This is a genomic window from Phyllobacterium sp. T2-21 (genome assembly GCF_055378485.1).
Map to the genome: position 1 here is coordinate 82,363 of NZ_AP027912.1, position 11,996 is coordinate 94,358.

Annotated in this window: 14 protein-coding genes and 1 tRNA gene; 10 read left to right on the plus strand and 5 right to left on the minus strand. The window is 60.2% G+C overall.

Going from position 1 to position 11,996, the window contains the following annotated elements; all coding sequences use genetic code 11:
• Nucleotides 1–198 precede the first annotated feature (198 nt).
• Nucleotides 199–1,152: an acetyl-CoA carboxylase carboxyltransferase subunit alpha gene (locus ACZ5FP_RS00425; protein ID WP_464663125.1), complete on the plus strand. Its 954-nt coding sequence runs from the start codon at nt 199–201 to the stop codon at nt 1,150–1,152.
• A 213-nt stretch (nt 1,153–1,365) separates the two neighbouring features.
• Nucleotides 1,366–1,442 (plus strand) — tRNA-Arg (locus ACZ5FP_RS00430).
• Between the two features lie 114 nt (nt 1,443–1,556).
• On the opposite strand, the gene ACZ5FP_RS00435 is transcribed toward ACZ5FP_RS00430, so the two are convergent.
• Nucleotides 1,557–1,685 (minus strand): hypothetical protein, encoded by a 129-nt coding sequence (locus tag ACZ5FP_RS00435; RefSeq protein ID WP_346305802.1) that lies wholly within the window; start codon nt 1,683–1,685, stop codon nt 1,557–1,559.
• 256 nt (nt 1,686–1,941) lie between these two features.
• On the opposite strand from ACZ5FP_RS00435, the gene ACZ5FP_RS00440 reads away from it, so the two are divergent.
• The 4 genes from ACZ5FP_RS00440 (at nt 1,942) to ACZ5FP_RS00455 (ending at nt 5,051) form a co-directional block, all read left to right on the plus strand.
• Nucleotides 1,942–2,880 (plus strand): hypothetical protein, encoded by a 939-nt coding sequence (locus tag ACZ5FP_RS00440; protein WP_464661547.1) that lies wholly within the window; start codon nt 1,942–1,944, stop codon nt 2,878–2,880.
• Between the two features lie 19 nt (nt 2,881–2,899).
• The gene (locus ACZ5FP_RS00445; RefSeq protein WP_464661548.1) at nt 2,900–3,091 is read left to right on the plus strand and encodes a hypothetical protein; all 192 of its coding nucleotides are present in this window, start codon (nt 2,900–2,902) and stop codon (nt 3,089–3,091) included.
• 33 nt (nt 3,092–3,124) lie between these two features.
• On the plus strand, nt 3,125–3,274 hold the full coding sequence (locus tag ACZ5FP_RS00450) for a DUF1127 domain-containing protein (RefSeq protein ID WP_091879951.1): 150 nt from the start codon (nt 3,125–3,127) through the stop codon (nt 3,272–3,274).
• A gap of 217 nt (nt 3,275–3,491) precedes the next feature.
• A complete protein-coding gene (locus ACZ5FP_RS00455; protein WP_464661549.1) occupies nt 3,492–5,051 on the plus strand; it encodes a VOC family protein in 1,560 nt (519 codons plus the stop codon).
• 155 nt (nt 5,052–5,206) lie between these two features.
• Here ACZ5FP_RS00455 and ACZ5FP_RS00460 read toward each other — a convergent pair whose 3' ends face one another.
• The gene (locus tag ACZ5FP_RS00460; protein ID WP_464661550.1) at nt 5,207–6,160 is read right to left on the minus strand and encodes a ring-cleaving dioxygenase; all 954 of its coding nucleotides are present in this window, start codon (nt 6,158–6,160) and stop codon (nt 5,207–5,209) included.
• Nucleotides 6,161–6,328: 168 nt separating this feature from the next.
• Here ACZ5FP_RS00460 and ACZ5FP_RS00465 point away from each other — a divergent pair, with 168 nt between their 5' ends.
• Both ACZ5FP_RS00465 and ACZ5FP_RS00470 read left to right on the plus strand, forming a co-directional pair.
• A complete protein-coding gene (locus ACZ5FP_RS00465; protein WP_464661551.1) occupies nt 6,329–7,303 on the plus strand; it encodes a LysR family transcriptional regulator in 975 nt (324 codons plus the stop codon).
• A gap of 171 nt (nt 7,304–7,474) precedes the next feature.
• Nucleotides 7,475–7,750, plus strand: a complete 276-nt coding sequence (locus ACZ5FP_RS00470; RefSeq protein WP_091880272.1) for an HU family DNA-binding protein — start codon at nt 7,475–7,477, stop codon at nt 7,748–7,750.
• Between the two features lie 34 nt (nt 7,751–7,784).
• Here the strand turns inward: ACZ5FP_RS00470 and ACZ5FP_RS00475 are convergent, their stop codons facing one another.
• Nucleotides 7,785–8,327, minus strand: coding sequence for a GNAT family N-acetyltransferase (locus ACZ5FP_RS00475; protein WP_346305807.1), 543 nt, complete (start codon nt 8,325–8,327; stop codon nt 7,785–7,787).
• Nucleotides 8,320–8,772 carry an SRPBCC family protein gene (locus tag ACZ5FP_RS00480; RefSeq protein ID WP_464661552.1) on the minus strand — a complete coding sequence of 151 codons (453 nt, stop codon included), beginning with the start codon at nt 8,770–8,772 and terminating at the stop codon, nt 8,320–8,322. Before ACZ5FP_RS00480 ends, ACZ5FP_RS00475 begins: the two co-directional genes overlap by 8 nt.
• A gap of 319 nt (nt 8,773–9,091) precedes the next feature.
• On the opposite strand from ACZ5FP_RS00480, the gene ACZ5FP_RS00485 reads away from it, so the two are divergent.
• Nucleotides 9,092–10,369, plus strand: a complete 1,278-nt coding sequence (locus ACZ5FP_RS00485; RefSeq protein WP_403180759.1) for a hypothetical protein — start codon at nt 9,092–9,094, stop codon at nt 10,367–10,369.
• A gap of 33 nt (nt 10,370–10,402) precedes the next feature.
• Nucleotides 10,403–10,627, plus strand: a complete 225-nt coding sequence (locus ACZ5FP_RS00490) for a sulfurtransferase TusA family protein (RefSeq protein ID WP_464661553.1) — start codon at nt 10,403–10,405, stop codon at nt 10,625–10,627.
• Between the two features lie 180 nt (nt 10,628–10,807).
• Here ACZ5FP_RS00490 and ACZ5FP_RS00495 read toward each other — a convergent pair whose 3' ends face one another.
• Nucleotides 10,808–11,986 (minus strand): CobW family GTP-binding protein, encoded by a 1,179-nt coding sequence (locus ACZ5FP_RS00495; protein WP_464661554.1) that lies wholly within the window; start codon nt 11,984–11,986, stop codon nt 10,808–10,810.
• Nucleotides 11,987–11,996 lie beyond the last annotated feature (10 nt).

The window sequence follows — 11,996 nt, forward strand, 5'->3', positions numbered from 1 at the left end:
TCTTCCGGCAGGCACGCCACGCAGGCAAGGCCTTGAACTTCGTCCTTATCCACGGGTTTCCACCACACCTTCGCCGGAATTATTCCTATAACTGGCGCCGCGAACGCGCCTTGTCCGCCATGCTTCCTTGACATGAGCGTCCGCAACAGCCAGTTAGGTCGTGAAAAATCCACCGTTATGCAGGCAGACACGTCGTCCATGTACAACTATCTCGATTTCGAAAAGCCGGTTGCTGATCTCGATGGCAAGATTCTCGAACTGAAGAAGCTTGCGGAAGAAGGCGGCGCACTCGACACCAATGACGAGATCGCCCGTCTGGAAAAGCGGTCGGCCGAGGCTTTGCGCGATCTCTACCGCAAGCTGACCCCCTGGCAGAAGGCGCAGATCGCCCGCCATCCCGACCGTCCGCATTGCGTCGACTACATCGGCAGGCTGTTCACGGACTTCACGCCGCTCGCCGGTGACCGCAACTTTGCCGAAGACGAGGCCATCCAGGCCGGTCTTGCCCGTTTCAACGGCCAGGCCGTCGCCGTGATCGGCCAGGAAAAGGGCAACGACACGAAGTCCCGCCTCAAGCACAATTTCGGCATGGCCATGCCCGAAGGTTACCGCAAGGCCGTGCGCGTCATGGACCTGGCCGACCGCTTCAACCTTCCGGTCATCACGCTCGTCGATACGGCCGGCGCCTTTCCGGGCATCGCCGCGGAAGAGCGCGGACAGGCGGAAGCCATTGCGCGGTCCACCGCGGCATCGCTGAACCTGAAAGTGCCGATGGTTTCCGTCATCATCGGCGAAGGCGGCTCCGGCGGCGCCATCGCCATTGCCACGGCGAATCGGGTCTACATGCTCGAACATGCGATTTACTCGGTGATCTCGCCGGAAGGCGCGGCATCGATCCTCTGGCACGATTCAACCCGCGCCAAGGATGCGGCAACCAACATGCGCATCACCGCACAGGACCTGTACGAGCTGAAAATCATCGACGGCATCATTCCCGAACCCACGGGCGGCGCCCATCGCGGCAAGGATGCGGTGATCGAGGCGACGGGCAACATCATCAACGTTGCTCTGAAATCCATGGCATCGATGGACGGCGAAGCGCTCAGGAAAGACAGGCGCGACAAGTTCCTCGCCATCGGGCGCAACCTTTAAGACCTGCACAAAGGCCCGGACATTCTCCGGGCCTTTTCTTTTCTGCCGGAAAGACGCGGGTGCACGCGGCCGGAAAGGCGCTAAGCCGCCGAATAAACCGGGGTGCGACGTTCCGGCAAAAAATTGTTGCGGTTTTTTTGCCAAAGCTGCTTGCAATTCACAGCCCAACCGATTACGAACCGGCCTGCGCAGACGAACGCGCAAGTGTGGCACGCGCCCGTAGCTCAGCTGGATAGAGCACCAGACTACGAATCTGGGGGTCAGAGGTTCGAATCCTTTCGGGCGCGCCATTCCTTCCCGACGAAAATCGATATCGCTGTTGGCGCGACCGGTATTGGCCGATGACGCGGCAATCCTGCAGGCTTTTCCGCCAGCCGGCGGGTCCGAGACCGGCAACCTTGATTCTAGGCCAGGGATTGGCAGAGTTCGCAGATCAGCACGGCAATCCCCACCACGACGCCAAAGGCCAGCAGGTGCACCCAGACCGGTGTCGTATAATGCAGGTGCTGTTTGTCGTCATACTCGTCGTACACGGCTTCGTTCTCGCGTGGGGATCAGGAGCCCGATCTTGGCCCAAGCCCCGGCGAACCGACAGCAAGGCCATGCTCAATACCGGTTCAATCGGGGATTTCGATTTGCCCTCCCTGCCGCGGCGCCGAAAAGTCTGCCCGCAGGCGGCGTCCCCATGCCCAGAAAACGGGCTTTTTCGCGATCAACAAACTTAACAACTTGTAACTGTTTTCCGCCCAAGGCCGGGTGTATCTGTTTGCCAGATAATACGAGACACGCATGGCAAATCATCTCCTCATCGCGGGTACAGGCCGGGCCGGAACGAGCCTTCTCGTCCGATATCTCGATGCCCTGGGACTGACCACACACATCACCAGATCCAACGGACAGACCCATCTGATAGAGGACGCCAATGCCGGTTTGGAGGATCTGGTTCTCCATGGCGGCGCGAACCTTCCCTACGTCGTCAAATCCCCCTGGCTGTACCAATTCATCGACGAGGTGCTCAAGCGCACCGACATTACGATTGACGGCGTCATCATTCCCATACGCAATCTGGCGGAAGCGGCAAGCAGCCGGATCATTCTCGAACTGCAGAGACTCCATCACACCCAGGAATGGATGGCCGACGAGGCACGGACCTGGGACCACTGGGGAGAAACGCCCGGAGGCGCGGTGTATGCGCTCGATCCCGTCGATCAGGCCCGGCTGCTGGCCGTGGGATTCCATCACCTTGTCGAGCGCCTGACGCGGGCGGGAATACCGATTTACCTCATCGCCTTTCCGCGTTTCACCCAGGAACCCGAATATCTCTTTTCCACGCTCCGGGGATGCCTGCCCCCGTCGGCGAGCCTCGAATCCATTCTGCCGCTGCACAAGAGCCTGATAGATCCTGAAAAAGTACGGGTGGAATCGGAAATTGCCGTGCAAACCCTGCCAAAACTCCCGGCGGCGGCATCGGATGACTTCCCGTCGCTGGAACAGCTCGACAACATTGCCCTGCGGCGCGAGATCAAGAAGATGCGGCTTCTTCATGCCACAGCCATGGACAGGCACAATCCGGACCACAGCGCCCTTGAGCAAATGTCACGGGAACAGGCGCAGATTATTCAGCGGCTGCAGGAGGAACTGACCGCCATCCGATCGAGCACCTCGTGGCGGATGACGCAGCCGCTGCGAAGGGTCGTTCAAAAGGTCCGCAGTCACGGGCAGCGATAACCGGACAGGCGTCGCGGCCATGCCGGGCGGGGCGGCGCCGCGACAAGAAGAAGGCGGGTTTCTGCACTCCTTCAAGGCCGTCATGATTGACGTGATTCGACCCGCCCCAATTTGGCCATCCACTCCGCACTTCCTGCAAAGCAGCTATGCATTCTTGTCACTGCAAGTTTCGCCGGGCATCGACTATATGCAGGTCACGATCAAGAAATGATCCAACAAACAATAAGTTACCAAGGTGAGTGAAATGAACCTGATCCGCTCTTACAACAACTGGCGCCGTTATCGTGACACGGTCACGGAACTGAACCGCCTGTCCGCACGTGAACTGAACGACCTCGGCATCTCCCGTGGCGATATCGCCTTCGTTGCCAAGAAGGCCGCAGCTGCGCGCTAATCGAATTCAAAGTTAACGTTCGGGATGACCTCCTCCCAGGTTCCGAACGTTCAAAGGCCGGCACTCCTCCTCCCAGCCGGCCTTTACAAATAGCACCCACCGCACCTCCTCCCGCGGTGGGTGTTGTTTTTTCAGGTCCTGCCTGATTGCCGCCCGCTGGCTTTCCCCGTATTGATCGCCGCATATTGGTCGCATGATCCACAGGCGGAGGAACTTCATGACAAGCGGCATCCACCACATCACCCTGATCACCCGCAGCGTTCAGGCAAATGTGGACTTCTATGCCGGTTTTCTCGGCCTTCGCCTCGTCAAGCGCACCGGCGGCTATGAAGACGCGACCCAGCTTCACCTCCTCTATGGCGACACATCGGCAACCCCCGGTTCGTTGATCACCTTTCTCGTCTGGGAAGACGGATCGCTCGGCCGGGTGGGTTACGGGCAGCCGAGCGAAATCGCGCTTGCCATCGCCCCGGACGCCATCGGCTTCTGGCTGACCCGCGCGCTCCAGCACAACATTGCCGTCACCGGCCCCGCACAGGAGTTCGGCGAAACGGTCCTGCGGCTGAAAGACCCCGACGGCGTGATCGTGAAACTCGTCGGAACATCAGGGGTAACGGGCACCGCGCCGTGGACCGCCCGGGGCATTGCCGCGGCCGACGCCATCCGGCGCATCCGCGGCGCCACGGTCCTCACCGAACAGCCACAGGCCACCTGCGCCTTTCTCGAAACCTATTTCGGCTTTCACGCCGGCGAGCGCACCGACACGATTGTACGGATGGTTTCGGATACCGGCGATTGCGTCGATGTGCGCGATGCCAGCGGCTTCTGGAGTTCGGCGCCCGGCACCGGAACGGTCGATCACATCGCCTTCCGCTCGCCCGATATCGCCCATGTCCAGGAGACCTATAACAGCCTGATCAGGGATGGGTCGGACGCGACCGCCATGCATGACCGCAAGTATTTTCACTCGATCTATGTGCGCGAGCCCGGCGGCACGCTGTTCGAGATGGCGACCGACGGTCCCGGCATGCTTGTGGACGAGCCGCTGGAAACGCTCGGCACGCAACTGTTCATTCCGCCGCATTTTGCCGAAGAGGCCGGCAATCTCAAAGTGATGCTGCCGCAGTTCGGCCTGCCCGGCGAGGAGCGGTTCCTCTACCGCGAGCTGCCTTTCGTGCACCGTGTCTATACGCCTGACCACAACGATGGCCTGACGCTTGTGCTATTGCATGGCTCCGACGGCAATGAGACCACGCTGCTGCCGCTTGCCGCCAATGCCGCGCCGCATGCCACCCTCATTGGTTTACGCGGGCGCAGCAACGAGGAGGGCATCGGCCGCTGGTTCCGCCGCTTCGGCCCCCTGAGCTTCGACCAGCAGGATATCCGTTCGGAGGCCGAAGCACTGGCGGCCTTCATCGAAGGGGCAGCCGAAGCCTATCGTCTCGATCTCGAACGCACGGTGTTTCTGGGTTATTCCAACGGCGCCAACATGCTGGTGGCAACCATGCTGCTGCATCCCGGACTTGTCACGAATGTGATTCTCCTGCGCGCGATGAATGTTCTTGAGGAGACACCGCAGGCGGATTTGAGCCATGCGAAAATTCTGATGGTCAATGGCGACCACGACCTGTTCGGCGCCAAGACGCCCGATCTCGAGGCGCTGCTGCGGCAGGCCGGAGCGGACCTTACCGTCCAGCGTGTCCATGCCGGGCACGAAACCGGGCAGCATGACATCGATGCCGTGCGGCAGTGGATTGCAGCGAATCGCCCGGCCTGACTTCGGAAAAGCATGGTGCGTGGTTCGACAAGCTCACCATGAGGGGACTGGGTTGGCTTCAAAACCGATTATAAGCGTTGCAGAATATAACCCCTGCAACGCTCAACCTCCCTCATGGTGAGCTTGTCGAACCACGCACCACCAAATGCCTCCGGTTAGACCAGAGGCTTCAGATTTGCTTCGATGGACGCCCGCTTGCCCTCGAGGAACGGCGGCAGGGACAATCCTTCGCCCAGCGTTTCCAGCGGTTCGTCAACGGTGAAGCCGGGACCATCCGTGGCGATCTCGAACAGAATGCCATTGGGCTCGCGGAAATACAGCGAGCGGAAGTAGTAGCGCTCGACCTCGCCGCTGGACGGCATGCGGAAACTCTTCAGCCGTTCCGTCCATTCGTGCAGCTGCTGCACATCCGGCGCCCGGAACGCCACGTGATGCACCGCACCCGCACCCTGACGGGCCACGGGAAGATCCGGCTGGACGGCAACATGCAGTTCGGCAGCAGGTCCGCCCTCGCCCATGGAAAAGACGTGGACATGACCGGCCCCGTCGGGAGACGGATAGGTGCTGGTCTGGCGCATGTTCATCACATGCAGGAGAATGGCTTCCGTGTTGGTGATATCAGGCACGCTGATCGTGATCGGGCCAAGACCGCGGATCTGGTGTTCGGCCGGAACCGGGCTCTTGTCCCAGGGATGCGACGGGCCCGCGCCGCCATCATCGATCAACCGGAAACGCTGGCCTTCGCCGTCCTCGAAATCGAGCGAGTCACGGCCGCCGATTGCGACGATTTCGTCCGACTTGACGCCAAGTTCGTTGAAGCGTGCCTTCCACCAGACAAGGCTGGCCTTGCTGCCGACGCGCAGACCCGTGCGCGCAATGCTGTGCGTGCCGCGCCGTTCCGGGCCGACAGGCCAGTCGAAGAAGGTCAGGTCGGTGCCGGGCGTTGCCTCGCCATCGGCATAGAACAGGTGATAGGCGCTGGTATCGTCCTGGTTGACTGTCTTCTTGACGAGCCGCAAACCGAGGGTCTGCGTGTAGAAACGCAGGTTTTCCGGGGCATTCGCCGTGATGGCGGTCAGATGATGGATACCTGTCAATTGTAGGGACATGAAAGCCTCCTGAATGATGTTGCCTGGCGCTCATGCGCCGTTGGGGTGAATATCTGCGCGACAGGCGCCGATATAAAGCCCGCTTCGATGCAACCCATGTTCGGCAGGGCAGAACGATTTTCCCGGAACCGTCTTTGTTGTTGCGCTGCTGTCCTCTATAAGAGAACCATGAAATGGCGCTTCGACGATCTCTTAACTTTTCTCGACGTGATGGAGACGGGCAGCATCACCATGACTGCCGCCCGGCTCAATCTGTCGAAATCCGTGGTCAGCAAGCGTATCACCGATCTGGAAGCGGCGCTCGGTACGGAACTGTTCCAGCGCTCGCCGCGCAAACTGCTCGCCTCGGACAATGCCCGCGCCTTTGTCGAACGTGTCCGGCCGCTGGTGCGCGAGCTCACCGAAGCGGCCGACACCGTCGGGGAGCGCTACAGCGCCATTCGCGGCACCTTGCGCGTCACGGCGCCGATGACCTTCGGCACGTTTTACCTGAGCCGCCTGATTGCCGATTTCGCCCGGCAGTATCCCGATCTCGAAATCGCCGTTGAGTTCGACGACCGCATGGTCGATCTCGTCAAAGGCGGCTTCGATGCCGGTATCCGCATCGGCATCCTGAGGGATTCCAGCCTGATCGCGCGCAAGCTGTGCACCGACCCGCGCGTCATATGCTGCAGCCCGGCTTTTGCCGCAGCCAACGGCCTGCCGCAAAACCTCGGCGAACTCGGCTCCTACGCGTGCATCGATTACTCCAACGTCAACACCAGCCAGCTCTGGCAGTTCGAAAACCCGGCGGCTCCCGGCGAACCCATTTCGGTTGCCATGCACGGGCGCATCGTGGCCAACAATGGCGAAGCCATGCGCGACATGGCCATCGCCGGACTGGGCCTGGTGCTCCTGCCCATGTTCATCGCCGCCGAAGCGCTGCGGCGCGGCACGCTCATCCCGGTCTTGCCGGAGGCGAGGCCTCTGCCCTACAGGATCTATGCGGTCTACCCGCCGACCCGGCATGTCTCGGCCAAGGTGCGCGCCTTTATCGACCACGTGGCGCGCCATATCGGCAACCCTCCGATCTGGCAGAGGCCCGACGCTCTACAGACCGGCAGCCCTGAACCGGCGGAATCACAGGCCGAATCACCGGACTGAATTTGCAGGCGTCATCCGGCTCCGATCTGAAAAATCATAGCCGGTTTTGCAAAAAACCCTATAAACACTGGGTATAAACCCCGAAAATGCGTCCTATTCCTGATGACAGAGGCGGCAACGCATGCCATACAGACGCCTTCGATCAACGAATATACTGAGGAAACCGCCAACATGAATACGTCCGATCTTATCGAGAAGCTCGTCGCTGATCAGGGTCTTACAAAGGTTCAGTCCAAGGCGATTGTTGATAGCGTTCTTAAGGGCATCACCGATGCCGTCGTCGCAGGCGACGAAGTTTCGCTGCCAGGCTTCGGCAAGTTCAAGGTACAGTCGCGCGCTGCTCGCGAAGGCCGTAACCCTGCAACTGGCGCAACGATCAAGATCGCAGCCTCCAAGAAGGTTGCCTTCCAGCCTGCAAAGGCTCTGAAGGATGCCCTCAACGGCTAATCACCGTTTGTGCTGATTTCATGAAAGGCGGTGCTCAGGCGCCGCCTTTTTTATTGTCGTTGCTGCTGCGTTCGAACCTGAAAAGAATAACGCTGTCGCCATCCTCTTCAAATTCGTCAACCGGCCGAAAACCTGCCGCTTCCGATGCCCTGATCGCATCGAGATCGCCCGCCTCGTGCGTGATATAGGCAAACCGCTCATCGGTGAAATGCGGGAAGGCGATTTGCGCAAGATATTCCCGCAGCATCAGCGAACCGATGCCGCGCCCGATATAGTCCGGCTCGCCAATGAACAGATCGACGCTGATGCCGTAGTCGAGCGCGGGCAGCTCGTCCTCATAGTCCGCGTTGCGGTAGCATTGCAGATAACCGAAAGGCTGCTCGCCATAATAGGCGATGTGACAGATATCCGGCGTCTCGCCGGTGAACAATGGGCCATATTCCTCCGCAACCTCGCGCGGGGTTATCGGGTCCGGCTGATAGGAGTCACGCATATGCGGCATCATCAGCCATTTCGCCATCAATGGCAGATAGGACAGTGAGGCCGGGCGAAATGTGATTGCAGAATGTTCAGTCACGATGATCCACCGCCTGTTGATTGATAAAAGTCTCAAGACTGTCGAGCGCGCCGCTCCAGCCCTGCCTGTGACGATCCCGCGCCGCCTCGTCGTAGAACTTCTCATGGATGAGTGTCAGCAATGTGCCGTCATCCACCCGTTCCAGCACCAGCGTTACCAGCGACTCCCGGTCCGGCAGGGTAATCCACATCCAGGTAAAGGCCAGGCGCTGCTCGACCAGCACCTCGCAATAGACACCGCTGACATCGTGCTGCTCGCCGTCGGAGGTGACGAAGACGATGTGATAGCGGCCGCCAAGGCGCGGATCGGCTTCCGCCTTCAGGGTTCTGGCTCCCGTGGGGCCCCACCAGCGCACGATCATCGAGGGATCGGTCCAGGCGGCCCACACCAGCCGTGGCGGCGCTTTCAGATGGCGTTTGAGCGTCAAAAAGGGTGCAATTGCCATTCTGTTCCTCCCTGCACTGCTGACGAAACGGGCACGCAACGCGGCCGCTCACGGGCCGGACACCAACAATTGATGAGGGCGAATGCTTCCTGTCAATGGCGTATTACAGGGCAAGTACGTGCTGCAACGGATGGATCATCTTGGAAAAACAGTGTATTTCGCCATAAATCCGCCCTGTCTTCATTGCAGGTGACAATTGCATGATTGAGCAATTTGACTCATTGCAGTAAGGCTTTATCAACTATACCGGATGCAAATAGGGGGTTGTGGATTTCAATCCACACAATTTCGGCGAAGCGAACTGGTAACAGCTGCGAAGATGAAAATACCGACACATATCCTTGCTCCGTTATTGCTGACCCTGTTTCTGGCGGGTTGCCAGGGCGCGTCGGTGTCCGACCTTGCACCAAAATCCGAAAAGCAATTGTCCGAAAAGCTGGTCAAGCTGATGAAGACCAAGGGCATGACCATGACCGCGCCGATCATGGTCCGCATCTTCAAGGAAGAGAGCGTTCTTGAAGTCTGGAAACGCAAGGACAACGGCCGCTACGATATCGTCACGAGCTACCAGATCTGCAAATGGTCGGGCAAGCTCGGTCCGAAGTTCATCGAGGGCGACCGCCAGGCACCGGAAGGCTTCTATGCCGTGCGCCCCGGGCAGATGAATCCGAAATCCAGCTATTACCTGTCCTTCAACACGGGCTTTCCCAATGCGCTCGACCAGGCGCTCGGCCGCACCGGCGCCAATCTGATGGTGCACGGCGCCTGCTCGTCGTCAGGCTGCTATTCGATGACCGATGCGCAGGTCCAGGAAATCTACGCCTTTGCCCGCGACGCGTTCAAGGGCGGGCAGGATTCGATCCAGCTCCAGGCCTTTCCGTTCCGCATGACCGCAGCCAACATGGCGCGCTACAAGGATGATCCGAACTATCCCTTCTGGAAAAACCTGAAGGAAGGCTACGATCACTTCGAGATCACCAAGGTGCCGCCGAAAGTGGATGTGTGCGAGAAGAAATATGTCTTCAACAACACCACCGACCCGAACGCGCCGATTGCCGCAACCGCCACATGCCCGCCCATGCAGCAGCCTGAAACGCTGAAGATGGCCTATCAGAGCTATCAGACCAATTATGAGGCCGCATTCTCCTCCATGGCCGGCAAGAGCAGCATCCAGGCGCCGAGCCGTTCCATCCAGGGCCTGAACGAAGCCAAGATCATCGCCGAATGGAGCGCCCGCCGCGCCCGCGGTGAACGCGTCACCCAGGAGCCGCCATCCCTATCGCCGCAGGACAAGGACGCCGCGCTGAAGCCGCAGGTCATGGTCCGCCTCGCTTCCGCTGTCGCCGCCGACAAGGCCCGCGACGAGCGCGAGGCCGGCAAACGGCACCGCATGACGGTTGCCGCCATCCCGGCCGCAACCACGGCACCGGCTTCCACCGCCAATCAGGTCGCCGCCAATGTCGTTGCCCCGGTACGCCAGACAATCGCACGCGTACCGGCACCGGCGGCAGCGCCCGTCCAGGCCCCACAGGACGTGACAGCCACGGTGGCGGAACAGCCGGCAAAAAAGGCCTGGTGGAAAATCATCGGCAATTGAGCCACGTCTATTTGCCTGCCTGGAGAGCCCGCCATGTCGGCTGACATCTATGATCTGCGTGGTCTGAACTGCCCGCTGCCGGTGCTCAAAACCCGCAAACGCTTGGAAACCATGCCCGGAGGCAGCCGTCTCTGGGTCGAAACCAGCGATCCTCTCGCCGTCATCGACATGCCGAATTTCTGCCTGAACGACGGCCACCGGCTGATCGAGACGGTGACCATCGAGGGCGGCCACCGCTTTCACATCGAGCGCAGCTAACGCACCATTCGCAGATTTGCAGCAAGACCAGTGCGTGGTTCGACAAGCTCACCATGAGGGAGGTGGAGGATCGCAGGGAGCTATATTCTGCAACTTTTGCGATTAGCATTGCAGCCAAACCACTTCCCTCATGGTGAGCTCGTCGAACCACGCACAACGTCCACTGCAGCTTGCTGAAGCCTAGACTTTCAATCCCGGGATCGCCAGCGGATTGTCGAACAGCGCTGCACGGTCCGGCGTATCAATCTTCGGCTCGTTGAGGAAGGCGCTGAACAGCTGGGTCACGTAGCTTTCCGGCAGATCCTTGACGATCAGAACCAGCCGTGTCTCGCGCCGCCCTTCCGGCCATGCGGCAAGCCGCGCCGGCGGATGGAAAATCTGCTGCACGCCGTGAATGACCAGCGGACGCTCCGGATCATCGGCCAGTTGCACGATGCCTTTCATGCGCAGGAGTTTCTCGCCATGGGCCGAGCGCAGGAGATCGAGGAACATCTCGAAACCGGCGCGCGGTACCGGCGCATCGTGTGTCAGCGAGAAGGAGCGTATCGCCGCATCGTGGCGGTTCACATCGTGATGATGGTGGTGGTGATCGTGGTCATGGTGATGATGCTCCCCATGATCGTGATGGTGATGATCCGCGTGATGCTCAACCGCTTCACGCTCGTGCTCACGATCGCGATAGGCTTCCGCCTTCAGCCAGCGCTGCACATCGATGGTTTTCGTCTCGGGATTGTAGACACCACATTCGAACAGGGCGGCATAGCCGGTGCGCGCATCGCCGACATCGATGATATCCGCACCGGGATTGAGTGCGGCGAGCCGGGCACGCAGCGCTGGCAGCCCCTGCGCGGCTTGCGGCATATCGGTCTTGGTCACGACAATGCGGTCGGCAACCGCCGCCTGTTTCACCGCTTCCTCATGCGCATCGAGCGTCGCCATGCCGTTGACGGCATCAACGGTTGTGATTACCCCGTCCACCCGGAATGCCTGCAGCAGCACCGGATGCCCCATGATCGCATGCAGGACGGGCGCAGGATCGGCCAGCCCGGTCGTTTCGATGATGACCCGCTTGAGCCGCTTCAACTGGCCCGTCTGCAGACGGTCGATCAGGTCGGCCAGCGTATCGACGAGTTCGCCCCGCACGGTGCAGCACAGGCAGCCGTCGGAAAGCTCGATGACGCCTTCGCTCGCCGTCTCCACCAGGAGATGGTCGATGCCGACATCGCCGAATTCGTTGATGATGACGGCCGTGTCGGCCAATGCCGGATCTTTCAGCAGGCGGTTCAGCAAGGTGGTCTTGCCCGACCCCAGAAATCCCGTGAGTACAGAAACCGGAATGGGGGCATTGAGGCCACTCATGATGACATCC